The 26,571-nt window shown below is 72.4% G+C and carries 28 protein-coding genes; 17 read left to right on the top strand and 11 right to left on the bottom strand.

The window, feature by feature from the left end; all coding sequences use genetic code 11:
* The first annotated feature begins 2 nt into the window (after positions 1-2).
* The 3 genes from AB0F71_RS26110 to AB0F71_RS26100 all read left to right on the top strand — a co-directional run bounded on the left by AB0F71_RS26110 (position 3) and on the right by AB0F71_RS26100 (position 2,015).
* Positions 3-476, top strand: coding sequence for a hypothetical protein (locus AB0F71_RS26110; RefSeq protein WP_360238643.1), 474 nt, complete (start codon positions 3-5; stop codon positions 474-476).
* Between the two features lie 1,003 nt (positions 477-1,479).
* Positions 1,480-1,806: an antibiotic biosynthesis monooxygenase gene (locus tag AB0F71_RS26105; protein ID WP_360238641.1), complete on the top strand. Its 327-nt coding sequence runs from the start codon at positions 1,480-1,482 to the stop codon at positions 1,804-1,806.
* Complete coding sequence (locus tag AB0F71_RS26100; RefSeq protein ID WP_360238639.1) at positions 1,803-2,015, top strand: helix-turn-helix transcriptional regulator; 213 nt, start codon at positions 1,803-1,805, stop codon at positions 2,013-2,015. The genes AB0F71_RS26105 and AB0F71_RS26100 overlap by 4 nt, the downstream gene beginning before the upstream one ends.
* 49 nt (positions 2,016-2,064) lie before the next feature.
* On the opposite strand, the gene cyaB is transcribed toward AB0F71_RS26100, so the two are convergent.
* The 3 genes from cyaB to AB0F71_RS26085 are packed head-to-tail and all read right to left on the bottom strand — an operon-like array spanning position 2,065 to position 4,361.
* Positions 2,065-2,634 (bottom strand): class IV adenylate cyclase, encoded by a 570-nt coding sequence (gene cyaB / locus AB0F71_RS26095; RefSeq protein ID WP_360238637.1) that lies wholly within the window; start codon positions 2,632-2,634, stop codon positions 2,065-2,067.
* Positions 2,618-3,235 carry an HD domain-containing protein gene (locus tag AB0F71_RS26090; protein ID WP_360238635.1) on the bottom strand — a complete coding sequence of 206 codons (618 nt, stop codon included), beginning with the start codon at positions 3,233-3,235 and terminating at the stop codon, positions 2,618-2,620. The genes cyaB and AB0F71_RS26090 overlap by 17 nt, the downstream gene beginning before the upstream one ends.
* A gap of 13 nt (positions 3,236-3,248) precedes the next feature.
* A complete protein-coding gene (locus tag AB0F71_RS26085; RefSeq protein ID WP_360238633.1) occupies positions 3,249-4,361 on the bottom strand; it encodes a helix-turn-helix domain-containing protein in 1,113 nt (370 codons plus the stop codon).
* 240 nt (positions 4,362-4,601) lie between these two features.
* On the opposite strand from AB0F71_RS26085, the gene AB0F71_RS26080 reads away from it, so the two are divergent.
* From AB0F71_RS26080 to AB0F71_RS26070, 3 genes are read left to right on the top strand one after another with little or no spacing between them, the layout of a single operon-like run.
* Positions 4,602-4,775 (top strand): hypothetical protein, encoded by a 174-nt coding sequence (locus tag AB0F71_RS26080; RefSeq protein ID WP_360238631.1) that lies wholly within the window; start codon positions 4,602-4,604, stop codon positions 4,773-4,775.
* A complete protein-coding gene (locus tag AB0F71_RS26075) occupies positions 4,772-5,992 on the top strand; it encodes a methyltransferase domain-containing protein (RefSeq protein WP_360238629.1) in 1,221 nt (406 codons plus the stop codon). Before AB0F71_RS26080 ends, AB0F71_RS26075 begins: the two co-directional genes overlap by 4 nt.
* On the top strand, positions 5,985-6,482 hold the full coding sequence (locus AB0F71_RS26070; protein WP_360238628.1) for a phosphoribosyltransferase: 498 nt from the start codon (positions 5,985-5,987) through the stop codon (positions 6,480-6,482). Before AB0F71_RS26075 ends, AB0F71_RS26070 begins: the two co-directional genes overlap by 8 nt.
* A gap of 27 nt (positions 6,483-6,509) precedes the next feature.
* Here the strand turns inward: AB0F71_RS26070 and pcp are convergent, their stop codons facing one another.
* Genes pcp through AB0F71_RS26055 form a run of 3 tightly spaced genes read right to left on the bottom strand, consistent with a single transcriptional unit; the run spans position 6,510 to position 8,912 of the window.
* A complete protein-coding gene (gene pcp / locus AB0F71_RS26065; RefSeq protein ID WP_360238626.1) occupies positions 6,510-7,154 on the bottom strand; it encodes a pyroglutamyl-peptidase I in 645 nt (214 codons plus the stop codon).
* A 37-nt stretch (positions 7,155-7,191) separates the two neighbouring features.
* A complete protein-coding gene (locus AB0F71_RS26060; RefSeq protein WP_360238624.1) occupies positions 7,192-8,160 on the bottom strand; it encodes a DUF979 domain-containing protein in 969 nt (322 codons plus the stop codon).
* Positions 8,157-8,912, bottom strand: a complete 756-nt coding sequence (locus AB0F71_RS26055; RefSeq protein WP_360238622.1) for a DUF969 domain-containing protein — start codon at positions 8,910-8,912, stop codon at positions 8,157-8,159. The genes AB0F71_RS26060 and AB0F71_RS26055 overlap by 4 nt, the downstream gene beginning before the upstream one ends.
* A gap of 157 nt (positions 8,913-9,069) precedes the next feature.
* On the opposite strand from AB0F71_RS26055, the gene AB0F71_RS26050 reads away from it, so the two are divergent.
* The 4 genes from AB0F71_RS26050 to AB0F71_RS26035 all read left to right on the top strand — a co-directional run bounded on the left by AB0F71_RS26050 (position 9,070) and on the right by AB0F71_RS26035 (position 12,168).
* A complete protein-coding gene (locus AB0F71_RS26050) occupies positions 9,070-9,759 on the top strand; it encodes a GntR family transcriptional regulator (RefSeq protein WP_360238620.1) in 690 nt (229 codons plus the stop codon).
* Between the two features lie 17 nt (positions 9,760-9,776).
* Positions 9,777-10,616: a 5-oxoprolinase subunit PxpA gene (locus AB0F71_RS26045; protein ID WP_360238618.1), complete on the top strand. Its 840-nt coding sequence runs from the start codon at positions 9,777-9,779 to the stop codon at positions 10,614-10,616.
* Positions 10,613-11,236, top strand: a complete 624-nt coding sequence (locus AB0F71_RS26040) for an allophanate hydrolase subunit 1 (protein WP_360238616.1) — start codon at positions 10,613-10,615, stop codon at positions 11,234-11,236. Before AB0F71_RS26045 ends, AB0F71_RS26040 begins: the two co-directional genes overlap by 4 nt.
* A gap of 68 nt (positions 11,237-11,304) precedes the next feature.
* Positions 11,305-12,168 carry a biotin-dependent carboxyltransferase family protein gene (locus AB0F71_RS26035; RefSeq protein ID WP_360238614.1) on the top strand — a complete coding sequence of 288 codons (864 nt, stop codon included), beginning with the start codon at positions 11,305-11,307 and terminating at the stop codon, positions 12,166-12,168.
* A gap of 50 nt (positions 12,169-12,218) precedes the next feature.
* On the opposite strand, the gene AB0F71_RS26030 is transcribed toward AB0F71_RS26035, so the two are convergent.
* A complete protein-coding gene (locus tag AB0F71_RS26030) occupies positions 12,219-12,491 on the bottom strand; it encodes a hypothetical protein (RefSeq protein ID WP_360238612.1) in 273 nt (90 codons plus the stop codon).
* Positions 12,492-12,613: 122 nt separating this feature from the next.
* On the opposite strand from AB0F71_RS26030, the gene AB0F71_RS26025 reads away from it, so the two are divergent.
* Positions 12,614-13,210 carry a TetR family transcriptional regulator gene (locus AB0F71_RS26025; protein ID WP_360238610.1) on the top strand — a complete coding sequence of 199 codons (597 nt, stop codon included), beginning with the start codon at positions 12,614-12,616 and terminating at the stop codon, positions 13,208-13,210.
* Positions 13,211-13,279: 69 nt separating this feature from the next.
* On the opposite strand, the gene AB0F71_RS26020 is transcribed toward AB0F71_RS26025, so the two are convergent.
* Positions 13,280-14,323: a glycosyltransferase gene (locus tag AB0F71_RS26020; protein ID WP_360238608.1), complete on the bottom strand. Its 1,044-nt coding sequence runs from the start codon at positions 14,321-14,323 to the stop codon at positions 13,280-13,282.
* A 249-nt stretch (positions 14,324-14,572) separates the two neighbouring features.
* Complete coding sequence (locus AB0F71_RS26015; protein WP_360238606.1) at positions 14,573-15,175, bottom strand: superoxide dismutase; 603 nt, start codon at positions 15,173-15,175, stop codon at positions 14,573-14,575.
* 157 nt (positions 15,176-15,332) lie between these two features.
* On the opposite strand from AB0F71_RS26015, the gene tsaD reads away from it, so the two are divergent.
* From tsaD to AB0F71_RS25995, 4 genes are all read left to right on the top strand, one after another.
* Complete coding sequence (gene tsaD, locus AB0F71_RS26010) at positions 15,333-16,406, top strand: tRNA (adenosine(37)-N6)-threonylcarbamoyltransferase complex transferase subunit TsaD (RefSeq protein ID WP_360238604.1); 1,074 nt, start codon at positions 15,333-15,335, stop codon at positions 16,404-16,406.
* Positions 16,407-16,655: 249 nt separating this feature from the next.
* Positions 16,656-18,923 (top strand): M9 family metallopeptidase, encoded by a 2,268-nt coding sequence (locus AB0F71_RS26005; RefSeq protein ID WP_360238602.1) that lies wholly within the window; start codon positions 16,656-16,658, stop codon positions 18,921-18,923.
* A 468-nt stretch (positions 18,924-19,391) separates the two neighbouring features.
* A complete protein-coding gene (locus AB0F71_RS26000; RefSeq protein WP_360238600.1) occupies positions 19,392-20,489 on the top strand; it encodes a cytochrome P450 in 1,098 nt (365 codons plus the stop codon).
* Positions 20,490-20,523: 34 nt separating this feature from the next.
* Entirely contained in the window at positions 20,524-21,537 is a 1,014-nt protein-coding gene (locus AB0F71_RS25995; RefSeq protein ID WP_360238598.1) for a cupin domain-containing protein, read from the top strand.
* A 39-nt stretch (positions 21,538-21,576) separates the two neighbouring features.
* Here the strand turns inward: AB0F71_RS25995 and AB0F71_RS25990 are convergent, their stop codons facing one another.
* Together AB0F71_RS25990 and AB0F71_RS25985 are read right to left on the bottom strand one after the other, a co-directional pair.
* Positions 21,577-22,071, bottom strand: a complete 495-nt coding sequence (locus tag AB0F71_RS25990; RefSeq protein WP_360238596.1) for a hypothetical protein — start codon at positions 22,069-22,071, stop codon at positions 21,577-21,579.
* 94 nt (positions 22,072-22,165) lie between these two features.
* A complete protein-coding gene (locus tag AB0F71_RS25985) occupies positions 22,166-24,148 on the bottom strand; it encodes an ABC transporter ATP-binding protein (protein ID WP_360238594.1) in 1,983 nt (660 codons plus the stop codon).
* 455 nt (positions 24,149-24,603) lie between these two features.
* Here AB0F71_RS25985 and AB0F71_RS25980 point away from each other — a divergent pair, with 455 nt between their 5' ends.
* Both AB0F71_RS25980 and AB0F71_RS25975 read left to right on the top strand, forming a co-directional pair.
* A complete protein-coding gene (locus tag AB0F71_RS25980) occupies positions 24,604-25,113 on the top strand; it encodes a hypothetical protein (protein WP_360238592.1) in 510 nt (169 codons plus the stop codon).
* 208 nt (positions 25,114-25,321) lie between these two features.
* On the top strand, positions 25,322-26,569 hold the full coding sequence (locus AB0F71_RS25975; protein WP_360238590.1) for a sensor histidine kinase: 1,248 nt from the start codon (positions 25,322-25,324) through the stop codon (positions 26,567-26,569).
* The last annotated feature ends 2 nt before the right edge of the window (positions 26,570-26,571 follow it).

Raw genomic sequence — 26,571 nt, 5'->3', positions numbered from 1 at the left:
CGATGCGGATCGGAATCACCGGGCACCGAGGACTCACGGCCGAGGTAGAGACGCAGGTTCGACAGATGCTCGTCGGCGCTCTCGCGGGCGAGGACCTGAGCGCACTCACCGTCGTGTCCTGCATCGCGGACGGGCCCGATTCATGGTTGGCGGAGATCGCCCTTGAGCGAGGTGGGCAGCTGGAGGCTGTCATCCCGGCCGATCAGTACCGGGACAGCCTGCCGGGCTCGCATCACCCGCTCTACGACAGGCTGTTGGAGAGCGCCTCAGCTGTTCACAGCACTGGTCTCGCGGAGTCCGACTCAGCCGCCCACATGGCCGGGAGCGAGATGCTGGTTCAGCAGGTCGACAAACTCCTCGCCGTCTGGGACGGCCTGCCCGCCCGGGGCTACGGCGGGACTGCGGACGTCGTCGCCTACGCGCGACGGCGAGGCGTGCCGGTCGTCGTACTGTGGCCACAGGGAGCACGTCGGTGAACACCGGGCCCGCCGAACCCTGTGGTCAGACTGGTCGCGCCACTGCGACCTCATCGGTGTAGAGCTCCGTAGTCAGGTCACGTACACGGTGTGGCAGCACGGACCCCGCCGGGTGTGGGGCAAGGTCGAAGCCGCGCACCGGTGGTGGCTCGACAACGGCCGTCCTGGGCCCGACCGCCTCGGGCTCACGGATCCTGGACAGCTTCTTCGGTACGTCCCGAGGGAGTTGAGGGGCATCGCCACCATCGGCGAAGACGTCCTGATCGAGGCCGACGCGGACGATTTCTGCGACGCCGTCCGGGACGTGGGCGCCACCGATCCGCTCCCCCCGAGATGGCCAAGCCGGTCCGCCTGCGCGTGAGTCGGGGCGCCCAAGTCACGCAGCAGACCCTGGAAACCGTCTGACGGCCACACCCGGCGACGAACCCCGCCACCACAGCGGCGGAGAACAGCACCCACCAGACGAGTCGGGCGGCGGTCGCCACTACGCCACCTCGCAGACGGTGTGAAGTTCCAGCGCCGTGCCCCACCCATGCGTGGGGCACGGCGCATCACCGCTCCCCGGCATGCAGGAGCGCATTGGCGATCACCTCACTCGCACACAACTCCAGCTCCTGCAACGCATCGCCCGAAAGCGGCGCCCCAGCGCCCGCAGGATCGCCACCACCAACCGCCTCGCCGCCGGCACGGCATCAGCCCCTGGCGGCAACTCCCACGCCAGAGGTACCGGGAATCGAGCGGTGTTGAGCGGGCTGACGATCAGATCCGGCGCCATTGCTCCTCCATCCCTGCAGGTGGACAGGCAGTCGAACTTGACACCCCGGCTCAACCCCGCAAGGGGTGACCGTCAGTCAGACGGCAGCGAAAGCGGGTCCATTTATAGCTCTCCGCTGCGTTATCAAGACCGAAAGTAGTCGCAGAGTCTCTGCGAGTCGAGGGGCTCTGCTACTCGCAGTTCTTCACCGAGCCATGCAAGGCTCAACCAACCAGGAAGGGGAGAACCATGGGATTCGGTCTTGTCGTTCGCTTCGTCGCCCACGACACAGCTGCCGCTCAAGCCTTCGACACCCTGGCGGAGGAGGCACTCAACGGCATCCGCGCCAAGGAACCCGGCACTCTCGTATACGTCAACCACTTCGTAGCAGACGAACCGCGTGTCCGGGTCTTCTACGAGCTGTACGCGGATCGCGCAGCGTTCGATGAGCACGAGCGCCAGCCTCATGTCCGCCGGTTCCTGGCCGAACGTGGTCAGTACCTCGAGTCGTTCGAGGTCACGTTCCTGGATGAGATCTCCGGCAAGGGCAGTTCTGTCGACCAGGCCCCCCGGTGAGCCCAGAAGAGCGGCGCGCCTTCGGCGCTCGGGTCGCTCAGCTCCGAAAGAGCCGCGGCATGAGGCAGGATCAACTTGCTGCGGCCATCAACCGGACAGCCAGCTGGGTGTCGCAGGTCGAACGGGGCGTCCAACCGGTTGACGTCGCTACCGGTCCTGCGGACAGGATCGCCGCCGCCCTCTCGTCGAGGGCGGCGGCGCAGCGGTGAGCAGTGGGCCCGCCTCCGAACGGGAGGGCGGGCCCACTGGCCCATCCGATCAGACTGGCCGCACCGCCGCGACCGCATCGGTGTAGAGCTCCGTGGTCAAGTCACCTTCTCCGATGCCGAGTTCGGCCATCACGGCACGCACGAGAGCCAGTGCCGACGCGAGTTCGACCTCCGCCGCCGCCACCGTCTCGACCTCGATGAACGTGGCGTCGTCCAGCTCCGGAACACGTACGAGCGTGGCCATCACCCGACGGCCATCACGTTCGAAGGCGTAGTTACGGCATCGCTTCTCGAACGCGATGCGCGGCGCGAAGCCCAGGCCGCGCACGATGTCGTGCGCGGCTTCGGCGTCCTCGACCCTCGTCTCGGCCTCCGGCTTCGAGCCGGAGGCCTCGTCCACCCGAGCACCCTTGTAGGTCAGCACGGTGCGCGTGTCATCCGAGCTGTGCACGGTGCGGATCCGCAGTTCACGATCGGCACCCATCAGGCTGCCGTCCGCCGCATCGTAGTAGGTGTCGCGGTAGACCTCCGCCCGGCCGACACCGTACCGACCCTCCAACTGCTCGAGCACGCCCTCCGGGTCGCGCACGACCGCCTTGAGCTCAGCCTCGATCGCCATCCTGTTCCCTCCGTGCGCCGTCGAGCGGCTTCTCACTGAGAGCAGCGCGGAGCCAGTCAAGGGAGTCGGCCGCCAGGACGGCATCAGCAAGGGCGTTGGCAGACTTCGTGGTGAGCCTTCCACGGCTGTTGTCGATCCATCGCTGCGCGTTGGCGTAACCCTGCGCCTTGTACTCGATGCCCTGGATCATGCACTCCAACTTGTCCGCGTCCCGGGCGCACACCGCCTCCGGAGTTTCCTTCCCCTCGTACTCCGCGACAAGGTCCTGGATGGCTGAGGCCAGAAGCTCCGGCATGCCGGCGACCTGGTCGACCGTCACTGCCACCGGATCCGCGCCCGGCGCATACTTCTTACCCAGGTGATTGACGTCCCCGGTGCGCGTTTCCTGCGAGTCGTGCCAGACCGCGAGGAAGGCGGCCTGCGCTGGGTCGGCACCTTCGAGCTTGGCGATGACCGACGCGATCAGCGCGGTCCGCCAGGAGTGTTCGGCGACCGATTCGGGATCGCGGACCCCGGCCATCCACCAGCCCGTGCGCTTGGTCTGCTTGAGCGTCCCGGCTTCGAACAGGAACCTCGCCACCGAGGTCAGGTCCTCCGTCATCCTCCGGCTCCTCTCACGCCTCGGCAAGGCGAATCGCGTAGTGAATGCTCTCGAGCTCGCGCCGCCCCCGCCGCGAGAACTCCCCACCATCCAACATCACCGGAAGCCGTTCGCGTAGTGCCCGAGCTGCGGTTCCGGAGCGCAGCAGGTTCGGCCGCACTTGAAGCAGCGACCACACTGTGTGGATGTTGAGCTCAACGTACCCGTGCTGAGGGGTGAGACCCTGGGCAAGGTGGGTGAGGAGCTTGTCACCTACCCACGGGCCCGGCACCCCGGCCGCAATGAAGTCGTCCGAGAGCTCGAGAGACGGGACCTCACCGATCCAGTAGGCCCAGTAGTTGAGGTTCGCAAGGGCACCGTCCTCATCACCCAGCTCCGTGTCGATGAAGTGGCTCACGCGGTCGCGGTCGCCGTGGCGGGCGGAAACCATGGCGACAGAGCGGGAGTTGAGCCAGCGGGTGAGCCAGGTCTTCGGCTGCTCGATGCGCTGCTGATGCACGAGCCACTCTCGGGTGTCGCCGCGGTCGTCGTACCCTGCGAGGTACAAGGCCTGACGGCCTACGAGGAAGTGGTCCGTCCCCTGGGCTTCCTCGGCCGTCCGCCGCATGCTCGCGAAGAACCTGATCCGGTCGGCGCGGGCAAGCTCCGGCCCACTCGCCACCGGACCTCTTCGCGCACGCGGTGGGGCCGGCAGGCCCCGTACAGCCTTCGGCGCCGCTCCGCCGAGCGGCCACATGAGGATCTCCACCAGGTCTCGCTGCATCACCATCGAGCCGAGCGGGCTGCTGCGCGTCGAGGCCCGCTCCTCAAGCGCACCAGCGAGGAGGATGTCCGCCTCGAAGGCCCGTTCCAGCGTCTGGAGGAGAATGGGGGCCGTGCCCATCTGCATCAACCGGTGTCGATGTACGAGCATCTGGCCGACGGGCACGGCCGTGAGCGGACGCCGGCCGCTCTCCCAGCCGGCGATCGTGTCCGACGAGACTGCCAGGCGCTCGGCAAACTCGCCTTGCGTGCAGCCGTGCTGTTCACGTATCACCCGAAAGACGTACCCCGAGATCGCGCCGAATCGCGGATGTGAGGTCCGTCCCTGACTCGTGGTCAGGGTTTCCTGCCAGCTCGACCGCATGAGATCCCCCACCTTCGGGAGTTCGCGCCAACGTACCTGTACTCGTGGTCACTTCACGCCGTGATCTCGGACACCTACCGTCGTAGAGGTCCCGCTTGAGGTTAGTCGGATGCGCTCTCCACCGGGTCACGCAGCCATCGCCGACACGTAGTCGCCCGCGGGCAATCGAGCTCGGAGCACCCGGTGGGCAGCACTACCGACAACACCACGACGAGCATCACGATCAGATGGGAGAACTCCATGGGATGGGGTACCGGCAAGGGCGGGAGCTCCGGCGGGAGCGGGGGGTCCAACGACGGCGGACAGGGTAAGCACGCGGGGAAGAAGGACTTCGGCAAGACCCCGCAGAACCAGGATCACCAGTCCGGAAAGTCCACCGGCAAGCACGGCAAGGACGGCGACAAGAGCAAGTGACCACTCACCAGCCCGGCTTGGAGCGGACCGCCGTGGGCGGTCTGCTCCAAGCGGTCTCCCAGTACCTCGGCCACGAGGTGGCCCCTGAGTGGCGCGGGGCCGCCGAAGCGGCCCCGCGCCATCGGTTCCTGCCCGACCGGGTTTGGCTGTCCGGTGACGACGAGGCCCTGACGCTCTGCGAGCGGGGGCGTGAGCCCGAGCGGTGGTTCGCCGCTGCTTACGGGGACGTGCCTGTGGTGACGCAGGTCAACGACGGGGAGGAGCCGTCCGATCCGGCTGACGCCTGGCCGTCCTCCTCCGCCTCCGCGCCCTCGATCGTCTTCCGGATGCTCGAACTCCTGGACCTCGCACCGGGGATGCGTGTGCTGGAGATCGGCGCGGGCACCGGGTACAACGCCGCGCTCCTCTCGCACCGGCTGGGCGATGCCAATGTGACCACGGTCGAGATCGATCCCGCCGTGGCCGAACTCGCCCGGTCCGGCCTCAAGGCCAACGGCTACTCCCCCACCCTCGTCTGCGGGGACGGAAGCCTCGGCTGGGCCGCCCGGGCGCCGTACGACCGGGTGGTGGCCACCTGTGCGGTCCAGCGTGTTCCGTACGCCTGGGTCGAGCAGACGCGGCCGGGCGGCGTCATCCTCACCCCCTGGTCCGACGACTGGAGCCACTGCGGGCTGCTGCGCCTCATCGTCGGCGAGAACGGGACGGCCTCCGGCCGCTTCTCGGCCGAAAGCGCCTTCATGCTCATGCGGACGCAGCGGCGGGATCTGCGGCTGTTCCGGGACGTGGTCATGGACGACCACGTCCCGGTCGAATCCACCACGGCCCTCGATCCCTGGGCGGTCGCGGACTCCCCGGTCGAGACCCAGTTCGCGCTCGGGCTCCGCCTCGGCGACCTCTGGTACGCCTGGCACCACGAGCCCGACGTTGAGGGCGTGGAGACCCGGCTCTGGCTGGCCACCACCGACGGCGGCTCCTGGGCGGCCGTCGACTGGGACGGCACCCGCGGCGCCGAGCGCTACACCGTGTGGCAGCACGGCCCCCGCCGCGTCTGGGAGGAGGTGGAGGCCGCGCACCGGTGGTGGCTGGGCGCCGGCCGCCCCGGGCCAGAGCGGTTCGGGCTGACCGTCACCGCCGACGGCCAGTGGGCGTGGCTGGACGAGCCGGGTGCCGGATTCGCCGCTCGGCCCGCTCTCCAGGAGACTGAACAGCGTGACTGATGTGCGAGAGATCCTGGACTACCAGACCTTCGGCCGGGCCGTACGCGAGCTGGCGCAGACGATCGCCGACGACGGGTTCGAGCCCGACCTCGTCCTGAGCATCGCCCGGGGTGGCGTGTTCGTGGCGGGTGGGCTGGCGTATGCGCTGGACTGCAAGAACATCCACCTGGTGAATGTGGAGTTCTACACCGGCGTGGGCACCACCCTCGACATGCCCGTGATGCTGGCGCCCGTCCCCGCCGCGATCGACTTCACCGACAAGAAGGTGCTGATCGCCGACGACGTGGCCGACACCGGCAAGACCTTGAAGCTGGTGCACGACTTCTGCCTCGACCACGTCGCCGAGGTCCGCTCCGCGGTGATCTACGAGAAGTCGCACTCCCTGGTGAAGTGCGAGTACGTGTGGAAGCGGACCGACGACTGGATCGAGTTCCCGTGGTCGGCCCAGGACCCGGTGGTCAAGCGCCCCGGCCAGGTGCTCGACGCCTGATCCGCCGGCCTCCCGGACGGCGCGGCCTCAGTGGGTCGCGCCCTCCGGGACGCGGAGGTCCACCGTGCGGATGGCGGCCGCGGTGAGCAGGGCGCGCAGGGCGTGGGCGGCGAGGTCGGCCGGCAGGGCGGGTGCGGAGCCGTCGAGGACCTGCTCGGGCAGGGCCGGGATGTGGACGAACCCACCCCGGGCGGTGGGGTGTTCGGTGGCGAGCGTGTGCATCAGGGCGTAGAAGACGTGGTTGCAGACGAAGGTCCCCGCGGTGTGGGAGAGGGAGGCAGGCACGCCCGCCGCCCGGACGGCGGCCACGCAGGCCTTGACCGGCAGGGTGGCGAAGTAGGCCGCCGGGCCGCCGGGGACGACGGGCCGGTCGACCGGTTGCCGCCCGGCGTTGTCGGGGATGCGGGCGTCGTCGACGTTGACGGCGACCCGCTCGACGGTGACGTCCGGTCGGCCCGCCGCCTGGCCGAGGCAGACGACCAGGTCCGGGGAGCACTCCGCCATCGCTGCGCGCAGTTCCTCGGCCGCCCGGCCGAAGACGCAGCTCAGCCGGGTGGCGGTGACCAGGAGCCCCTCGGGCGGGTCGTCGGCGACGAGACGGGCGACCTCCCAGGACGGGTTGACGTCGGCGCCGTCGAACGGTTCAAAACCGGTGAGCAGGACCCTGGTCATGGGACGGCCTTTCTGGAAGCGGGGCGGGCGGGGCGGGTCAGAACGCGAAGAGCGACATGATGGCGATGTTGCAGACCAACAGCGCCCCTGCAGTGGGCAGTTGGGCCTTGATCGGCCCGTACTGGTCCTTGAGTTCGAGCAGTGCCGCCGGGACGAGGTTGAAGTTGGCCGCCATCGGGGTGACGAGCGTGCCGCAGAAGCCGGCCAGCATGCCGACGGCCAGGACGACGCCCGGGCTGCCGTGCAGTTGGGTCACCAGGACCGGCCAGCCGATCGCGGCCGTCATCACCGGGAAGGCGGCGAAGGCGTTGCCCATGATGATCGTGAACAGGGCCATGCCCAGGCAGTAGACCGCCACCGCCGCGTACTTGCTGCCGTCCGGGAGGAAGTGGGTGGTGATCCTGCCCACCTGGGCACCGACGCCGGCGCCCTGGAAGATCGAGCCCAGGACGGCGAGGAGTTGCGGCAGCAGCAGGGCCCAGCCCATGGCCTCCAGCAGCCCGCGGCCCGAGCGCAGGGCGACGGCGGGGTTGCGTTCGCGGGTGAGCAGCAGGGCGAGGCCCAGAGCGACGAGCGAGGCGATGCCGAGCCCGAGGAGCGTCTCGCTGCCGGTCTGCAGCAGCACCCCGCCGCCCAGGTGCACGCCCTTGAGGAGCGTGCCGCAGGCCAGCGCGACCAGCGGGAGCGCCAGCGCCGGGATGAACAGCCGGTTGCCCAGGCGCGCGGCGGAGGCGGCCCGCCGCTCGGGGGCGGCGGCCGTGGGGGTGCCGCGGCCGGTGAAGCCGAAGCCGGCCAGGCAGATCATCGCCAGGACGGCGACGCCCAGTGGCGCGGCGGGGGCGGTCTTGTCGGCGACCCAGGAGCCGTAGACGAAGCTCGCGCCGAGCAGGCCCCAGAAGGCGGCGCTGCCGTACCGCCTGGGGTTGCCTCGGTCCGCGGCCATCTGCGCGGCCATCGCGAGGAAGACGGCTCCGACCAGCCAGTACAGCCACTCGACCTTGATCACTTGGTGCTCTCCTCGGTGCGATCGACGGCGGCGGTGGCGGTGGCGGCGGTGGTGGCCCCAGTGGTGGCCGTGGCGGACGGCGCAGCGGACAGGTCCCGGGCGAGGGTGCGGTCCAGCCGCAGCAGGCGGGCGCCGTGGACGAGGAGGGCGCAGACCGCGGTGGGGACGGCCCACACCGCGAGCTGCACCGGCTCCAGGGCGGTGTGGTAGGTCGCGTTGACGAACCCCGTGATCAGGAGGATCGAGCCGACGGCGAGGAAGCAGTCCTCGCCGAAGAACAGGCCGACGTTGTCGGCGCTGGCGGCGAAGGAGCGCAGGCGTTCGCGGGCCTTGTCGGTCAGGCTGCCGTGACGGCGCTCGGCGGCGGCCTCGGCCATCGGCGCGACCATCGGGCGCACCGCCTGGGCCGGTCCGCCGAGACCGGTGAGGCCGAAGGCGGCGGTGAGCTGGCGGACCACCAGGTAGACCGCGAGGACGCGCCCGGCGCTGGCCTTGGCGAGCTTGTTCATCAGGGTGCGGGCCTGCTCCTGGAGGCCGTGGCGCTCCAGCAGGCCGATCACCGGCAGGGTGATCGCGAAGAGGGTCACCGAGCGGCTGGAGGCGAAGCCGGTGCCGAAGGCCTCCAGGACCTTCAACGGGCTCATCCCGCCCAGCAGTCCGGTGAGGATGCCGGCGGCGCCGACGACGAGGAGCGGATTCCGCCGGGTGGCGAACCCGGCCACCACGACGAGAATGCCGACAAGAACGATCATGTTCCTGACCGCCTTTCAGAGGACCTCCGCCGTACGGGTGGCCGCCTGGGCGCCCCGGGGCGGAGGCGGTCGCGGTTGGGTGGACCGCGACCGTTCGGGGGTTGCCGAGAGGCTAGGGGATTGTGGAACAATCCGACAAGAGTTCAGGAGGTGGAACGTGACCGGAGTTTTCGACGCGCTCGCGGCCGACCGGGGTCGCATCGAACGCGCCAGCGCCGCCCAACGCGTGGCCGATCTGCTGCGCGAGCACATCACCGAGGGCCGGCTCTCTCCGGGCACCCGGCTCTCCGAGGAAGCGCTCGGCGAGGCGCTCACCGTCTCGCGCAACACGCTCCGCGAGGCGTTCCGACTGCTGGCCGACCAGCGGCTGGTCGTGCACGAGCTCAACCGCGGCGTGTTCGTCCGCGTCCTCGAACCGGCCGACGTCGCCGACATCTACACCCTGCGCCTCGCACTGGAGACGGCCGGGGTACGGGCCCTGCGCAGCGCGACACCCGAACGCCTGGCCGCGGTGCGGACCGCGCTGGCCCGCGCGGAGGCCGCCGAGGCGTTCGGCGACTGGGTCACCGTCGGCACCGCCGACCTGCACTTCCACCAGGCCATCGCAGGGCTCGCCGGCAGCCGGCGGATCGACGAGTGCATGGCCCGCCTGATGGCCGAGCTGCGCCTGGCCTTCGCCGCCGTCCCGTCGGCCAGCGGGCTGCACGAGCCGTTCCTGCGCCGCAACCAGACGCTCGCCGGACTGCTGGAGTCGGGCGAGATCGACGACGCCGAGGTGGAACTGACCAGGTACCTGGACGACGCGCGCGCGGTGATCGTCCGCGCGATGACGGACGGCACGGCGTGACACCGCCCGAAGGCGGCGTGACACCGCCCGAAGGCGCTGCAGGCACCGAAGGCGCCCCCACGACGGTCGTCGACCTCAACGCCGACCTCGGCGAGGGCTTCGGCCGCTGGACGCTCACCGACGACGACGCCCTGCTGTCCGTGGTCACCAGCGCCAACGTCGCCTGCGGCTTCCACGCCGGGGACCCGAGCACCATGCAGCGGGTGTGCGAGCTGGCCGCGGCCCGGGGCGTACGGATCGGCGCACAGGTCTCCTACCGGGACCTCGCCGGGTTCGGCCGCCGGGCGATGGACGTCCCGCCCGACGAACTGGCCCACGAAGTCGCCTACCAGATCGGGGCGTTGCAGGTGTTCGCCCGGGCGGCCGGAGCGGACGTGGCGTACGTCAAACCGCACGGCGCGCTGTACAACCGGACGGTGCACGACGAGGAGCAGGCGGAGGCGGTGGTCCAGGGCATCCGCCTCGCCGGGCCGGCGTCGGCGCTGCCGGTCCTGGGGCTGCCCGGTTCACGGCTGCACGAGGCGGCCGGGCGGGCCGGACTGCCGGCGGTCGCCGAGGCCTTCGCCGACCGCGCCTACACCCCGCAGGGCACCCTCGTACCGCGCCGCGAACCCGACGCCGTCCTCCACGATCCCGACGCGGTCGTCGCCCGCTCGGTCGCCATCGCCCGGGACGGCGAGGTCACCGCCCGCACCGGCGAGCGGATCCGGCTGCGGGCCCGCTCGCTGTGCGTGCACGGCGACACCCCGGGGGCCGCCGAGCTGGCCCAGCGGGTGCGGACCGCGCTGTGGCGGGCCGGGGTCCGCGTCGAGGCGTTCGCACGCGTCCCGGGCGGGGCGGGGAGAGGTACGGGATGAACCTGCGAGTCCTGCGGGTCGGCCCGGACGCGCTGCTGGTCGAACTCGCCGGGGCCGACGAGACGATCGCCTTCCACGCCGAACTCCAGCGCCGCCGCGCGGCCTCCGGCTTCCCGCCCGTCACGGAGGTCGTGCCGGCCGAGCGCACCGTCCTGCTCGACGGCGTGGCCGATCCGGACGCCCTGGCCGCCGAACTGCCCGGCTGGCGCGTCCCGCCGCTGCGGACGAGCACCGACGGGACCGTGACCGTCCCGGTGCGCTACGACGGCGCCGACGTGGCGGAGGTCGCCGCGCTGTGGGGCGTCACCGAGCGGGAGGTCGCGCGGATCCACTCCGCGACCGAGTTCCGGGTCGCGTTCAGCGGCTTCTCCCCCGGCTTCGGCTACCTGACCGGCCTGCCCGAGCGGTACCGGGTACCGCGGCGGGCCGCGCCGCGTCCCGCCGTCCCGCCCGGGGCGATCGCCCTCGCCGGCCGCTACACCGGCGCCTACCCGCGCTCCTCCCCCGGCGGCTGGCAGCTGATCGGGCACACCGACGCCGTGCTGTGGGACCCCTCCCGCGAACCCGCCGCCCTGCTCAGCCCGGGTACCCGGGTCCGCTTCGTGATCGAGGAAGCATGAGCGGGGAGGTATGAGCAAGGAAGATGATCGAGGAAGATGAGCGAGGTCGGCGAGGAGAGCGAGGAAGCATGAGCGTCACCGTCATCCGCTCCGGCCTGCTGACGACCGTCCAGGACCTGGGCCGCCCCGGGCACGCGCACCTGGGCGTGCCGCGGTCCGGCGCGCTGGACCAGCCCGCCCACCGGCTGGCCAACCGGCTGGTCGGCAACCCCTCGACGGCGGCCACCCTGGAGACCACCCTGCTCGGCTGCGCGCTGCGCGTGGACCGCGCGGTGACGGTCGCCGTGACCGGAGCGCCGTGCGCCGTACGGGTCGACGGGCGGCCCGCCGCCTGGGGCGCCCCGGTGCGGCTGCCCGCCGGGGCGACGCTGGACGTGGGCCCGGCGACGCGGGGCGTGCGCAGCTACCTGGCCTTCGCGGGCGGGGTCGCCGCCGCCCCGGTCCTCGGCAGCCGCTCGACCGATCTGCTGTCGGGGCTGGGCCCCGCTCCGCTGGCGCCCGGGGACGTGCTGCCGCTCGGTGAGCCGGTCGGCCCGCCCGCCGCGGTGGACCTGGTGCCGACGCCCGCACCGCCGGACCCGCTGCTCCTGCCGGTGTTGTTCGGCCCGCGCGACGACTGGTTCACCGTCGGCTCCCGTACCGCCCTGACCGCATCCGACTACCGCGTCTCCCCGACCAGCAACCGGATCGGCCTGCGCCTGAACGGCCCGCCCCTGGAGCGCGCCCGCGACGGCGAACTCCCCAGCGAGGGCATGGTCCTGGGCTCCGTCCAGGTCCCGCCGGACGGCCGCCCGGTGGTCTTCCTCGCGGACCACCCCACCACCGGCGGCTACCCCGTCATCGGCGTCGTCCCCGCTGCCGCGCTGGCCGCCGCCGCCCAGGCCGCCCCGGGCACCCCGGTCCGCTTCACCCCGGCGCGACGCAGGGGCTGACCGCCCGAAACCCGGCCACGGACCAGCCACGGACCAGCCACGGACCGGGCCTACTTCCGGCCGGTGTGGCGGTGGGCGAGCCTGGTCTCCGCCTTGAGCAGGAGCGGCATCAGGGCGTAGACGACGACGGGGACGACGAGCGCGGTCATCACCAGGGTGCGCAGCGGCACGGGCAGGCTGCCGAGGTGGGGGCCGAGGACGAGGAAGGCGGTGGTGATGGTCGGGTAGACGGCCAGCCAGGTGAGCAGGGCGCGGCGGTGGACCGAGGGGGCCGCGGCAGCGGTGCGGGCGGGGGCTGCTGGGGTGATGGTGTCGGTGGTCATGGCGCGGGTCCTCCCCTTGGTGAGCGGGCGGAGACCTCATCTCCAACCCTTCGGTTGGAGTTTGGCATGCGCGGACGCCGATGTCCAACCATTGGGTTGGAAATCTGGGATACCCTTGGGCCATGGCCTGGGACACCGCACGCACGCAGCAGCTCCTCCTCGACGCCGCGGTCGAGGAGTTCGCCGAGTTCGGCCCGGACGGAGCCCGGATCGCCCGGGTGGCGACCCGGGCCGGGGTGAACAAGGAGCGGATCTACCAGTACTTCGGCAACAAGGAGCAGCTCTTCTCCGCCGTGCTGACGTCCGAGCTCGGCAAGCTGGCGGAGGCGGTGCCGCTCGCCCCGGTGGGCGGGCTGGACCTCGGCGACTACGCCGGGCGGGTCTTCGACTACCACTCGGCCAACCCGCACTTCTCCCGGCTGCTGGCCTGGGAGGGTCTGCAACGCGGTTCGGACGCCGAGGAGTTGGCGGCCGGACCGGAGCGCACCGCGCACTACGGGGAGAAGGTCGCCGCCGTCGCCGCCGCGCAGCGCGGCGGCGGGGTGGCCGGGGAGGTGGATCCGGCGCGGCTGATGTTCGCGGTGATCGGCCTGGTGAACGCGTGGTTCACATTGCCGCAGATGGTCCGCTTGCTGCTCGCCGATACGGCGGACCCGGCCACGGACCGGGCCGCCCTGGTCACCCTGGTCCGCCGGCTGACGGCACCCTCGGGAGGCTGACCGGTCCGCCGGCTGACGGCGCCCTCGGAAGGCTGACGGCACCCGCCGAGGACCGAGCGCCCCTCCCGGTCAGCCCCGGCGCACCGCCTGGGCGGCCTGGCGGGCGCGCCGGACGGTGCGGTGGAGGCGCTGGACGGCGATGAAGCGGTTCATCGCATCGGCCTGGGTCAGACGGTACTTGAGCCGCAGCTGGCCGTTGAGGTCGGCGATCCGCTCCGGGCCGATGGCGTTCAGGAGCCGGCCGACGTGCCGCTGGTAGACCTCCCAGTAGTTGCGGTCGCCGTCCGGGATGGACCAGAAGAACATCGGGATCTCCTCGACCAGGCAGTTCCGGTCGTAGGCGCGCAGGTACTGCTCCGCGAAGAGGGCCTCGGGCCGGGCGAGCAGCCACTCCCGGACGAGTTCCATCGAGCGGACCCGGTCGATCAGGCCGCGCGGGTCGGTCTTCTTCTGGGTGATGGAGAGGTTGCCGTCCTCGCGGACCCGCCAGTGGTAGATCGGCTCGGAGAGCACGTCGACCCGTTCGGCGAGGAAGTGGTGGGGGACGCTGACCGGGGCGTCCTCGTACAGGATGCCCTCGGGGTAGCGGATGCCCGCGGTGTCGAAGAACGTACGCCGGTAGACCTTGTTCCAGGCAGTGCGGTCGGTGACCAGGGCGGGCAGTTCGCTGACGTGGGTGCGCAGCCGGGTCTCGCGGAAGGGGCGGCGGTGGGCGTGCGAGGGGGTGAGGCCGGTGGTGCGCAGGCGCATCGCGTTGCCGGTGGCGAAGTCGGAGCCGGTCTGGTCGAGCGTGCTGATCATCAGCTGGTAGGCGTGCGGCGGCAGGGTGTCGTCACTGTCGACGAAGGTCAGGTACTGGGTGCCGGGGGTCAGGTGGCGCCAGCCGGTGTTGCGGGCGGCGCCGAGGCCCTTGTTCTCCTGCTGGACGAGCCGGAAGCGCCGGTCGCGGGCGACGTACTCCTTGGCGATCACCGGGCCGTCGTCGGTCGAGCCGTCGTCGACCAGCACGCACTCGAAGTCCGCGAAGGTCTGGGCCGCGATCGAGTCCAGGCACTCCGCGAGGTAGCGCTCGACGTTGTAGATCGGGACGACGACGGACAGACGAGGGGCCATCGGACGGCCTTTCGCTCGGGAGCGGACGGGCCGGTCGGCCGGTCGGCCGCCGACCGCCGGTGACCGGCGGTAACCCGAGCGTAGCGACCGCGCGCCGTTCACGGGCGAACAACGGGTGGCGGCGAGTCTTCGGTTCGGTGTGGCTGACGTGACGGAGATCAACGGCCGTGGCGGGAAACCACGGTGGGGACGCAGGGGGAAGGCCCCGGACCGCCCGACCGGTCCGGGGCCCTCCTGCTCGCTCGGTGCTCAGGCGCCCTTGACGGCGGCGAAGCGGGAGGAGACGTCCTGCCAGTTGACGACGTCCCACAGACGGGTGACGTAGTCCGGGCGGACGTTGCGGTACTGCAGGTAGTAGGCGTGCTCCCAGGCGTCGAAGGCCAGCAGCGGGGTGGTGTTCTGCCCGACGTTGCCGTGGTGGTCGTAGACCTGCTCGACGATCAGGCGCTGCCCGAGCGGCTCCCAGGACAGGATGCCCCAACCGGAGCCCTGGACACCGGTGGTGGCGGTTGAGAGCTGCTTCTTGAAGGCCTCGAAGCTGCCGAAGTGCTCGGTGATGGCGTCGGCCAGCTCGCCCTCGGGGCGGTCGCCGCCCTCCGGGGACAGGTTCTGCCAGAACAGCGAGTGCAGCACGTGGCCGGAGAGGTGGAAGGCGAAGGTCTTCTGCAGGCCGACCAGGCCGCCGAACTGCTCCTTGTCGCGCGCCTCGGCGAGCTGCTCCAGGGTGTCGTTCGCCCCCTTCACGTAGGCGGCGTGGTGCTTGGAGTGGTGCAGCTCCAGGATCTCGGCGGACATGGCCCGCTCGAGCGCGGAGTAGTCGTACGGCAGGTCGGGAAGCGAGTAGGTGCCCATCAGGACACGGCCCCTTTCGGCGGGTTGAGCGATGACGATCGTGCCGGGACAACACTATTGCGTATGGGTTGCAGGAACGAAGCATGGGCTCCTGCTTATTCCAGCGTTCACATCGGGCACAATGGTCACCTGCACGTGTAATGAGTGAAGAGGGTGAGTGACTGTGACAGGGGCGCCGGTGGTCGTACTGGGCATCGAGTCCTCCTGCGACGAGACCGGTGCCGGTCTGGTCCGGGACGGCGTGCTGCTCGGGCAGGCGGTGGCCTCCTCGATGGACGAGCACGCCCGCTACGGCGGGGTGGTGCCGGAGATCGCCGCCCGGGCGCACGTCCACGCGATGGCCCCGGTGGTGCAGGAAGCCCTGGACCGGGCCGGACTGACGCTGCGGGACGTCGGGGCCGTCGCCGTCACCACCGGCCCCGGCCTGTCCGGCGCCCTCCAGGTCGGGGTCGCCGCCGCCAAGGGGTACGCCTTCTCGCTCGGCGTCCCGCTGTACGGGGTGCACCACCTCGCCGGGCACGTCGCCGCCGCGACCCTGGACGGCGGGCCGCTGCCCGACCCGTGCATCGTGCTGATCGTCTCCGGCGGGCACACCTCGCTGCTGCTGGTCCGCGACCTCGCCCGGGGCCGGATCGTCCACCTCGGCGACACCCTGGACGACGCGGCCGGCGAGTGCTTCGACAAGGTCGCCCGGATCCTGGGCCTGCCCCACCCCGGCGGACCGGCCGTCGACCGCGCCGCGCGCGACGGGGACCCGGCGGCGGTACGGCTGCCGCGACCGCTGACCGGGCCGCGGGACGACCCGTACGCCTTCTCCTTCTCCGGCCTCAAGACCGCCGCCGCCCGCTGGGTCGAGGCGCGGCGCACGGCCGACGAGGAGCCGCACGTCCCGGACGCGGCGGCGGCCCTCCAGGAGGCGATCGCGGACGTGCTCACCCACAAGGCGGTCCGGGCCTGCACCGACCACGGGATCGACACCCTGGTGGTGGTCGGCGGGGTCGCCGCCAACTCGCGGGTGCGGGCGCTCGCCGAGCAGCGGTGCGCCGCGGCCGGGATCGCCCTGCGGGTGCCGCCGCTGCGGCTGTGCACGGACAACGGCTCGATGGTCGCGGCCGTCGGCGACCTCCTCGTCCGGGCCGGGGTCGAGCCGGCTCCGGCGGACGTGTCGGTGGACCCGTCGGCGCCGTTGGAGTTCGCGGCGCTCACGCCCCGGGCACGGTCGGCGGCCTGACTGATCGTCAGATAACGCACCGGGCGGCTTATCCGGCGGCGCGTCGGGCGGCATGTCGGACGGCACGGGAGGGCACGGTTCGGTCTCGTCGACCGGAAGCCCGGCTCCCAGGCCTTCCCTTTACCTGAATGAGTGTGCCATTTTACATGTCACACATCAGGCTCCGCCCGTGCGCCCCCAACCGCACGGCCCCCTCACGGTCCCGGAGGCCCCCACCCCATGCGTCCCTTCCGGATATCGAAGGCGAACGTGCGCAGACTGCCCGCGCTCGGCGTCGCCTTCCTCCTCGCAGCCGGCCTGTTCGCCCCGCAGGCGCACGCGGCCGACCGCGCTCCGACGCCAACCGCACCGGCTGCCAGGCCGGTTGCCCCGCCGGTCGCCGCACCCGTCGCGCCCGCCGCACCCGCCGCCCCGCGCGCGATCCCGGTGCCGAAGTCGCCCGACACGCCCCAGGACCCCCGTCCGCTCGCCGCCGAGAGCCAGGGCAGGCCAACGGCCCCGACCGCGGCCGGTGCCGTCGGCGCCGCCCGGACGGCACGGCAACTGACCGCCTGCGACACCGCGGCGTTCACTGGCAAGTCCGGCGCCGCGCTGGTCCAGCAGGTCAAGGCGGCCGGCCTCGACTGCGTCAACACGCTGTTCACCCTCACCGGCAACGACGCCAAGGGCGCCTTCGCCGAGGCCCAGATGGTGACCGTCGCCGACGCCCTGCGCGACACCGCCGCCGCCGGCTACCCGGGCGACAACTCCACCTCCGCAGGGCAGTTGGTGCTGTTCCTGCGCGCCGGCTACTACGTGCAGTGGTACCACCCCGACGCCGTGGGCCCGTACGGCGACGGCCTGCGGAGCTCGATCCGCGGCGCGCTGGACGCCTTCTTCGCCGCCCCGCACAGCAAGGACGTCACCGAGGCCAACGGCGCCACCCTGGCCGAGGCCGTCACGCTGATCGACAGCGCCCGGGAGAACGCCCGCTACACCGGCGTGGTCAAGCGCCTGCTCGACGGTTACACCGGCGGATGGAGCGGCTCGATGGCCGCCGCCGTCGGCAACACCGAGACCGTCATCGAACGCGGCTTCGAGCTCCCGGAGTTCACCGCCGCCCTCCAGGCCGACCCGTCCTTCGCCACCACCATGGCCTCCTTCGTCACCCGCAACAGCGCCCAGCTCACCGGCGCCGACCCGGTCACCCGGATCGGCATCCAGCTCGGCCACCTGGTCGCCGTCGACGCCCTCCGGGCGCAGGGCCGACCGATCGTCAAGGACCTGGTCAACCGCTACCCGCTGGTCGGCGCCACCGGCCCGCTCACCATGAACCTGCTCTGGTTCGCGGAGCAGAAGGACGCGGGCAACTGCTCCTACTACGGCACCTGCGAGGTGCCCGCGAAGCTCGTCCCGCTGGTGCTCAAGAGCGACAGCACCTGCAACCCGAACCTGCGGATCCGCTCGCAGAGCATGACCGCCCGGCAGAACGCCGACACCTGCACCAGCCTGGTCGACCAGGACGCGTTCTTCCACCGGGTGGCCAAGGACAACGGCCCGGTCGCCGACGACCACAACACCGGCCTGGAGGTCGTCGTCTTCGACGACTACTACAACTACAGCCTCTACGCCTGGGAGATGTACCACATCGCCGTCGACAACGGCGGCATGTACGAGGAGGGCAGCCCGGCCACCCCCGGCAACCAGGCCCGCTTCATCGCCCACCAGGCCGACTGGCTGCGCCCGAGCTTCCAGATCTGGAACCTCAACCACGAGTACACCCACTACCTCGACGGCCGCTACGACATGTACGGCGACTTCGAGGCGGGCATGACCACCCCGACCGTCTGGTGGGTCGAGGGCCTGGCCGAGTACGTCTCGTACAGCTACCGGGGCGTCCACTACGACGACGCCGTCACCCAGGCCGGCAAGGGCAGCTACCCACTGAGCACGCTGTTCGACACCACCTACGACAACGCCGACTCCACCCGGATCTACAACTGGGGCTACCTGGCGGTGCGTTACATGCTCCAGTCGCACCCGCAGGACGTCGACGCACTGCTCGCCAAGTACCGCGCCGGCGACTGGAACGGCGCCCGCACCCTGCTCAAGACCACCATCGGCACGCGCTATGACGCCGACTTCGCGAGCTGGCTCAAGGCCTGCGCCGCCGACAACTGCGGCAGCCTGCCCACCGGCCAGGCCCCGCTGTGCGCGGCCGCCGACGCCCGGCAGTACGACAGGAACTGCCGCCGTGACGGCGTCGCCGCCACGACCGGCAACTACGCCTACAGCTTCCTCTACCTGCCGGCCGGGGTGAAGCAGCTGACCATCACCACCGCCGGCGGCACCGGCAACGCCGACCTGTACTACAACGGCCCGTCCTGGGCGACCACTTCGTCGTACCGGGCGAAGTCCACCGCCGCCGGGAACGGCGAGACCCTGACCATCGCCGACCCGCCGTCCGGCTGGGTGTACTTCAGCCTGTACGCCCAGCAGGGCTTCGGCGGCGTGACCGTCACCACCACGTACAACTGACCGGCCCCGCACGCACCGGAGGGTCCCGCGTCCGCGCGGGGCCCTCCCCGTGCGTTCCGGCAGCGAATGCCCCCACCGGAAAAGGTTATAACGATTCGACATTCGAATTGGCTGTCAATGCCTCGTAGAAATCGAACTCCGGTTGTCGAAGGGGTGTCATGATCGCCGTCGTTCGGTTAAGGTCCTGAGTCAGTTGAAGCAGTTCGGCCGTCCGGACCGGAAAGCCGGACTTTCACCACCGGTGCGACCACACCTATTCGTCGCGCCCGTATTCCCGGAAGGGGACAGCCATGAAGATGATCAAGGCGATCGTGAAGAAGTTCAAGCGTGACGAGGACCTCGCCAACCACGCGTGGGTTCTGCACGTCATCTGATGCACCACGGCCGGTGGGGCGGCGGCAGTACCGCCGCCCCACCGGCGCCGCATTTCATCGCTATTCCCACGGAGGCGGGATCCTCGTGCAAGAAATGGCGCCGGAAACGGTCCGTGAACATTCCGTCGTCTACGCCCCGCGAATTCAGGACCTCCTGGCCCGGGACGCGAAGGTGTTCCGCGTCGACGCCACCACGGTCGGCGTCGCCGACGCCCGGCTGATGGCCGAAATCGTGGCGGCCCGGCCGGTGCTCCAGACCGAGCGCTCCGTCTACAAGCCCGCCGCGGGCGCCGACATCCCCCACGACAGCGCGACCAGGACGATCCGCGCCCTGGGGCAGGACGTCATGGCGGGCATCCGCAAGCCACCGCCCCCGGCCGGCGGGCTGGCGGGCGCCTGGCCGTACGCGCCCACCTCGTACCTGCGCCGGTGGCTGTTCGGATCCGACCCGCTGCCGGTCTCCCTGCTGGCCAGGCGCGGCATCACCCGCTCCGACACCCTCTCCCGGCTCGTCGACCGGGCCGTCACCACCTGGCCGGGCGGCGCGGGCGGGAACCGGAGCAGGAACGGCAACGTCAACGGCAACCGGAGCGGGGACAGAACCGGGGCCGACCACCCGCCCACCGCCATGGCCGGACTGATCCGCGGCGCCGACGACCCGTTGGAGCGCAGACAGGCCGTCGCCATGTACCGGCGGGCCTCCGCCACCCTCTGCGACGGCGTGGCCGCCCTGGCCGGCAACGCCCTGTGGCTGCTGCGGACGGCGCCCGAACCCCGCCAGGACCTCACCGCCGTCCTGTGGGAGACCCTGCGGCTGCTCCCGCCCGCGTGGATGCTCTACCGCAACGGCGGGGACGCCTACGCCGGGCTGCACCCGGAGATCCGCACCGAGGACAACGTCGCGCTGCTCCCCCTGCTGATGCACCGTCATCCGGACTACTGGTCCGACCCACTGGAGTTCCGGCCGCGGCGGTGGGACGGGGTCGCCGACCCGGAGAAGACCCCCGGGTTCATGCCGTTCGGCTTCGACGGCGCCCGCTGCTGGGCCAAGCACCTGGTCGTCCCGCTGGCCGAACGCCTGCTCACCGTCGCCCTCGACCACGGCCTCACCATCCGCAGCCCCCGGCAGGACGCGCCCGTCCCGCTGCGCTCCCTGCTCTCCGTACGGTTCGAGGCCTCCGTCGGCCGCTGAACCGGCCGGCCCTCCCGACAGCTCTGGACACCCCATGGAATCGCCCACGCTCGCCGACTGGGTCGGCGACCTCGCAGCCTTCGCCGACCACCGGTGGCAGCGCGAACCCGCCGTCTTCACCCCCGCCCGGCCCGCCTCGCCGTTCGACCTCGACGCACTGGACGCCGCCTTCGACAGCGGACTGCTGCGCACCCCGTACCTGGAGCTGGTCCGCTCCGACAAGGTGGTCGTCCCGGCCGAGGCCTTCACCACCTCCCGCACCGTCAACGGCACCACCCACCACGGCTTCGCCGACCGCGCCAAGGTGCTCGCACTGCTGCGCACCGGGGCGACGCTGCTGCTGCGCTGCGTCGACCAGTGGCACGGCCCGACCGGGGACCTGGTGGCCCGGCTCTCCGAGGAGCTGGACCGGCGGGTGGAGGCGTTCTTCTTCCTCACCCCGGTCGGCGGCCAGGGCCTCGCGGTGCACCGGGACGACGCCGACGTGTTCGTCCTCCAGGTCTCCGGGCGCAAGACCTGGTACGTCCACGACGCACCGGCCGCCGCCGAGTGGTCGCTGGGCGAACTCCCCGACGGCGAACGCTCGGCGCAGCGCCTGCACACCGTCCTCGGGCCCGGCGACGTGCTCTACGTCCCGCGCGCCTTCGCCCACCGCGCGGTGGGCGCCGAGGGACTGTCCGGTCACCTGTCGCTGACGGTCCGCGACCTCTCCGTCCCGGACCTGCGGACGGCCCTGGACCAGCTGCTCGCCGAAGGGCTGGCGCTGCCGACCCGCCCGCTGGGCGAGCCCGCGATCGCCGCCGCCGGGGCCGCCCTGCTCGACCACGCCCGGGCCCGGCTCGACGGCATCACCTCGGAGCAGCTGCTGCGCGCCGCCCGGACGGGCCGGGCCCGGCCACCGGCCGCGACGGGCACGGGCACGGGCACCGTCACGGGCGCGGACACCTTCGCCGGGACGGCCCGGGACTGGGCGGACGACGCCCCCGCGGGCGGGCCCGCCGGGCGCACCTGGCGACGGCTGCGGGCCGTGGCCCGCAACGGGCGCTGAGCCGTCGGCCGACCCGTCGGGCCACGCGGCCCGGCAGGGTCAGTCGACGGGCGGGAACACCACGTGCTCCCCGCCCCGGACCACGAACCGCCAGCACTCCTCGACCTTCGAACTGGTCGGCAGGACGTCGATCCTGAGCTCGTGCTCCAGGGTGATCCGCAGGTCGCCCTCCGGCGCCCGCTCCACCGACAGCACCCGGGGCGAGCGCCGCGCCAGGAACTCCCGCAGCGCGTCCGCCCCATCGTCGTAGGCGAGGCGGTCGCCGCCCCCGCCCGGCACCAGGTCGTCGGAGCCGAGGTACACCTCCCCGCACTGGACGATCCGGAACGGGCACTGGGCGTGCACGGCGTACCGGCTGCCCGTCGACACCTCCCCGCCGTCGCCCAGCGGCCAGGAGACCGTCCCGCCGAAGTCGACGACGCCCATGCCGCCGAACCGGTAGACGTTCACCCACACTTCGCCGACCAGGCGTTGCAGCAGCTCGTCCTCGTCCTCGTCCGTCGCGTCCGGTTCGGGTTCCCCGTTGTTCAGCATGCCGTCATCGTCGTGCATCGGGGCCCGTCCGTCGCCCGAATTCCGGCCCGTCGGGCGGGCGGTGGGGAGCCGCCCGCCCGACGGGGTCACCGGGTCAGGCCCCGGCTCGGTCCCCGGCCGGCCGGGGACGGTCCGCCGCCGACCGCTGGGCGGGGACGGCGCGGTCGCGCTGGAGGTCCAGCAGCTCGCGGAACAACCCGTCCGGACGGGCGGCGAGTTCGGCCCAGGTGCCGGTCTGGACGATACTGCCCTTGTCCATCACGATCACCCGGTCGGCGACCGCCGCGTTGGCGATGTTGTGGGTCACCAGCAGGGTGATCCGGCCCTCGGCGAGGCCGCGCAGGGCGTGCAGGATGCGGTGCTCGGCACGCGGGTCGAGGTCCGAGGTGGGCTCGTCCAGGATCAGCAGTCCGGGGCTGCGCACCGTGCGGTACAGGGCCCGGGCGACGGCCGCGCGCTGCCAGCCGCCGCCGGACAGCTCGGCGCCGCCCCACCACCCCTGGGCGAGCAGGGTGCGCCAGCCCGAGCGCAGCCGGGCGACCGTCTCGTCGAAACCGGTCCTGGCGGCGGCCTCCACCACGTCCGCCATCCACCGCTCGGTGAGGTGGCCCAGGTGGACGTTCTCGGCGGCGCCGAGCGGCCAGCGGGCGAACTCCTGCGGCACCCGGGCGACCCGGGACCACATGCCGTCCGCGTCCAGTTCCTCCACCGGCACGCCGTCCCAGGTGATCCGGCCGGACTGCGGCAGGTAGAGGCCGGAGAGCAGCTTGAGCAGGGTCGACTTGCCACTGCCGTTCTGCCCGATCACGGCCACCACCTCGCCGGCCCGCAGGGTCAGGCTGACCCCGCGCAGGGCGGGCTCCTGCTGCTCGCCCGGGTAGGCGTGGCTCAGGTCGGTCACCTCGACCAACTGCGGTGCGCCCGGCACCAGTTCGCCGCGGTCGATGCGGTGGCCGCCGGCCTCGTCCAGGAAGGTGAAGTAGTCGTCCAGGTAGAGGCCCATCCGGTACAGCCGGGCGCCGTTGCCGACCAGGCCCTGCAGCCCGGAGGAGGCGGTGCGCAGCGCGAAGGTGGCGGTGCCGGCGGCGGCCAGGTCGATCCGGCCGGAGGCCACCAGGTAGAGCAGGGTGCCCCAGATCAGTGCGCTGCCGGCCCCGGTGCCGAGCGCGGCCAGCAGCGAGACCTTGGCCGCCTGCCGGGTGGCCCGGTCGGTGGCGGCGACGATCTTGGCCTCGGCGCGACGGTACTTGGCCATCAGGAACGGCGTGACCTGGTCCGAACGGACCTGGTCGGCGCGGGTCTTGTCGATCAGGAACCAGCGGTAGACGCGCAGCGCGCCGCGGTCCTCGTTGGTGACCACCGCGGCCAGGTAGTGGATCCGGGCGGTACGGACGGCGGCGACGGCGGTCGGCACCGAGCCGAGCAGCAGCAGCGGCACCAGCCAGGGGTGGAGCGTCGCCAGCACGCCCGCGGCAGCGGCCAGCGAGACGGTGGAGGCGATCACGTCCTGGGCGTTGGAGAGCAGGTCGGGCGTGGTGGAGGCGCCCCGGTCGGCGGCCTCCCACTGCTCGTTGTAGGCGGGTTCGTCGTACGCCTCCAGCTCGGCGGCGCACCCGGCGGCGATCAGCGCCAGCTCCGCCTCCCGGGTGATCCGCGGCGACACCCGGCCGGACAGGCCCACCACCGCGATGCCCAGGACGGCCCGCAGCCCGGCCGAGGCGGTCAGCAGGAGCAGGGAGGGCGTGGCGGTGCGCAGGTGGTCGGTCACCGGCCCGGGGACCAGCAGGGCGCCCAGGGTGCCGGTGGTGGCGTACAGCGCGAGCGCCCCGGCCACCCCGGCCAGCGCCTGGCAGACCAGCAGCAGCACGGTGGACGTGCGGTCCGCCGCCCAGGCCAGCGCCAGCGCCCGGCGGACCAGGTGGGGCAGGCGGCGCAGCATCGCGCCGGTGGACATCGAGGCGCCGGCCTCGGCGCGGCGGTCGCCGGGGAAGCGCAGGCGCAGCTCCTCGTCGTGCTCGGCCCCGGCCGGGGACTTCTCGGCCAGGCGCTTCTCGGCCGGGGGCTTCGTGGGCTTCACGACCTGTTTCGACACGGGGTTCCTCCCAGGTACGGCGGCCGACGGCCGCAGCGGTCCCGCACGCGGGCAGCCCTCGGCGCCGGGTGGGCGCGGTGGGTCGGCAGCGGTGCCGGTGGGCACTCTGCGAAGGGCTGGCTCTCGGTGCGGACCCCGATCCTGGCAGCGGCCGACGGGCCCGCTCGGCGTGTCCCGTCCGCTCTCACCCGATCCGGGCGATTCCGTGTCGGCGACGGCGAGTTGGTGGATGTCGATCACCGGGGAGGTCCGCGATGTTCGATTCGGGCCGGGCCCGGGCGGACCACCCGCGCGCGATCCGCTCATCGGATGACCACCCCATCGGGCCGGGTCCGCGGGCCGGTTCCTGTGGCCGGGTCCGCGGGCCGGTTCCTGTGGCCGGGTCGCGCGGCGGCGGTCACGATGGAGGACCGAGCCGAGCCCAGTCCGATCGGAGTGCGATGAGCGAGCAGCACAATGTCGTCCTGCTGACCTTTCCCGACGGCGGGGCCTGGCGTCCCGCGTTCGAGGAGGCGCAGCACCTGCCGGGGCTGCGGTACGCGGCGGCGATGGAGCGCAGTGCCGACGGCCTGCTGGAGATCAAGGACACCTTCACCCGGGGCGCCGGGGTGGCCACGGTCGGCTCGGGGGTGCTGGGCGGCCTGGTGGGGCTGCTCGGCGGGCCCGTGGGGGTGCTGCTGGGCTTCGCGGCGGGCGCGGCGCTCGGCAACGCGGCCGAGGAGCACGCGGCGTCGGAGGGCGGCGCGGCGCTGATCGTGCTGTCGCCCCGGGTGCCGGACGGCGGGGCGCTGGTCGCCGTGGAGGTGCGGGAGGCCTCGCCCGGGCCGGTGGACGAGCTGGCCGCCAAGCATGGGGCTGGCGTCGAGCGGATCGACGAGCACGCCTTCACCGAGCAGGTCCGGGCGGCGGAGCGGAAGGCCGAGCAGGGCCGGGCGGACGAGGGGTCCTGAGCCGCTGGCCCGCCCAGGGCCTCACTCCTCCCGCAGCGCGGGCGTGCCGCCGCGTCCGCCGCCCGCCACGTCCGCCGCCCGCCGCAACTTCCGTACCGCGCCGGACGTACGGCCGCCGGTGTCATCCTTGCGAGGTAGTCGCCAGGTGCAGCGGCTGCCGCCATTCGCCGGGCTGTCCCCGGCGGCGGCCGACCGCCACAATGACCCGGTGATCAACCACCCCACCGTGCGACGGCTGCTGGACGGCGGCGCAGACGACGCGCCGCCCCCGCCCCGGCCCACCCGGCGCGGCCAGGTCTTCGACCTGGCCCTGGCCCTGCTCCTCGTCTCCGTCTGCGCCCGCTACGCCACCGTCGCGGCCCGCGCGCACAGCCAGGACGCTCCGCACTGGCACGGATCGCCCTGGGCCGGGTTGCTGCTGGTCCCCTTCGTCCCGCTGCCGCTGGTGCTGCGCCGGCGCCACCCGGTGGCGGTGCTGTGGACGGTGCTGCCGGCCGCGCTGCTGGTGCGGTCGCAGCACGAGGACATCGCGTTCTGGGCGGGCGTGGTGGTGGTCGTCGCCGCCTACAGCGCGGCCGCGTACGGGCGCCGCCCGAGGGCCGTGCTGCTCGGCCTGGCGGCCGCCGCCGCGGTGCTCGTGGCGCTCTTCGACGACGCCAAGCTGCCGAGGTTCCCGAACTCGGTGATCGCCGTGCTCGTCCTGGTGCCGGTGCTCGCGGTGGCCTACGAACGGCGGATGTGGCGGCGCCGGGTGGCGGAGGGCCGGGAGCGGCTGTCCGCCCTGGAGCGCGAGCAACTGGCCGCGCTGGACCGCGCGGTGGAGCTGGAACGGGCGCGCATCGCCCGGGAGTTGCACGACGTGGTGACCCACAACGTGAGCATGATGACGATCCAGGCCGGGGCCGCCCGCAAGATCCTGGACACCGCTCCGGACCGGGCCCGCGAGGCGATGGCCGCGGTGGAGGCCGGCGGGCGCGCGGCGATGACCGAACTGCGCCAGGTGATGGGCCTGTTGACCATCGACTCGGAGACCGGCGGCGATCCCGCGGCCACCGCCGATCTCAGCCCGCAGCCCGGCCTCGGCCGGCTCGACTCCCTGGTGGAGGGCGTGCGCCGGGCCGGCCTGCCGGTGGAGCTGACGGTACGCGGGGAGCGCCGGCCCGTCCCGCCCGGGGTCGAGCTGGCCGCCTACCGGGTCGTCCAGGAGGCGCTCACCAACACCGTCAAGCACGCGGGCGGCGCCGACGCCGCGGTGACCGTCGACTACGCCGCCGACCACCTCACGGTGGAGGTCACCGACACCGGCGGCCGCCCCACCGGTGCCGCCGCCACCGGCAACGGGCGCGGCCTGCTCGGCCTGCGCGAACGCCTCGCCGTCCACGGCGGCACCCTGCACACCGGCCCCCGGCCACGCGGCGGCTACCGCGTCAAGGCCTCGATACCGCTGGAGAGTTGAGA

It is taken from the genome of Kitasatospora sp. NPDC028055, assembly GCF_040637885.1.
Classification (GTDB): domain Bacteria; phylum Actinomycetota; class Actinomycetes; order Streptomycetales; family Streptomycetaceae; genus Kitasatospora.
The sequence above is the reverse complement of the archived record's forward strand: the minus strand, read 5'-3'. Positions and strand labels throughout refer to the sequence as shown.

Bases quoted from the DNA above. Each gene is read 5' to 3' on its own strand.
- AB0F71_RS26110 (WP_360238643.1), top strand. From the start codon at position 3: ATGCGGATCGGAATCACCGGGCACCGAGGACTCACGGCCGAGGTAGAG.
- AB0F71_RS26105 (WP_360238641.1), top strand. From the start codon at position 1,480: ATGGGATTCGGTCTTGTCGTTCGCTTCGTCGCCCACGACACAGCTGCC.
- cyaB (WP_360238637.1), bottom strand. From the start codon at position 2,634: ATGGCGATCGAGGCTGAGCTCAAGGCGGTCGTGCGCGACCCGGAGGGC.
- AB0F71_RS26090 (WP_360238635.1), bottom strand. From the start codon at position 3,235: ATGACGGAGGACCTGACCTCGGTGGCGAGGTTCCTGTTCGAAGCCGGG.
- AB0F71_RS26085 (WP_360238633.1), bottom strand. From the start codon at position 4,361: ATGCGGTCGAGCTGGCAGGAAACCCTGACCACGAGTCAGGGACGGACC.
- AB0F71_RS26080 (WP_360238631.1), top strand. From the start codon at position 4,602: ATGGGATGGGGTACCGGCAAGGGCGGGAGCTCCGGCGGGAGCGGGGGG.
- pcp (WP_360238626.1), bottom strand. From the start codon at position 7,154: ATGACCAGGGTCCTGCTCACCGGTTTTGAACCGTTCGACGGCGCCGAC.
- AB0F71_RS26055 (WP_360238622.1), bottom strand. From the start codon at position 8,912: ATGATCGTTCTTGTCGGCATTCTCGTCGTGGTGGCCGGGTTCGCCACC.
- AB0F71_RS26040 (WP_360238616.1), top strand. From the start codon at position 10,613: ATGAACCTGCGAGTCCTGCGGGTCGGCCCGGACGCGCTGCTGGTCGAA.
- AB0F71_RS26035 (WP_360238614.1), top strand. From the start codon at position 11,305: ATGAGCGTCACCGTCATCCGCTCCGGCCTGCTGACGACCGTCCAGGAC.
- AB0F71_RS26030 (WP_360238612.1), bottom strand. From the start codon at position 12,491: ATGACCACCGACACCATCACCCCAGCAGCCCCCGCCCGCACCGCTGCC.
- AB0F71_RS26025 (WP_360238610.1), top strand. From the start codon at position 12,614: ATGGCCTGGGACACCGCACGCACGCAGCAGCTCCTCCTCGACGCCGCG.
- AB0F71_RS26020 (WP_360238608.1), bottom strand. From the start codon at position 14,323: ATGGCCCCTCGTCTGTCCGTCGTCGTCCCGATCTACAACGTCGAGCGC.
- AB0F71_RS26015 (WP_360238606.1), bottom strand. From the start codon at position 15,175: ATGGGCACCTACTCGCTTCCCGACCTGCCGTACGACTACTCCGCGCTC.
- AB0F71_RS26000 (WP_360238600.1), top strand. From the start codon at position 19,392: ATGGCGCCGGAAACGGTCCGTGAACATTCCGTCGTCTACGCCCCGCGA.
- AB0F71_RS25995 (WP_360238598.1), top strand. From the start codon at position 20,524: ATGGAATCGCCCACGCTCGCCGACTGGGTCGGCGACCTCGCAGCCTTC.
- AB0F71_RS25990 (WP_360238596.1), bottom strand. From the start codon at position 22,071: ATGCTGAACAACGGGGAACCCGAACCGGACGCGACGGACGAGGACGAG.
- AB0F71_RS25980 (WP_360238592.1), top strand. From the start codon at position 24,604: ATGAGCGAGCAGCACAATGTCGTCCTGCTGACCTTTCCCGACGGCGGG.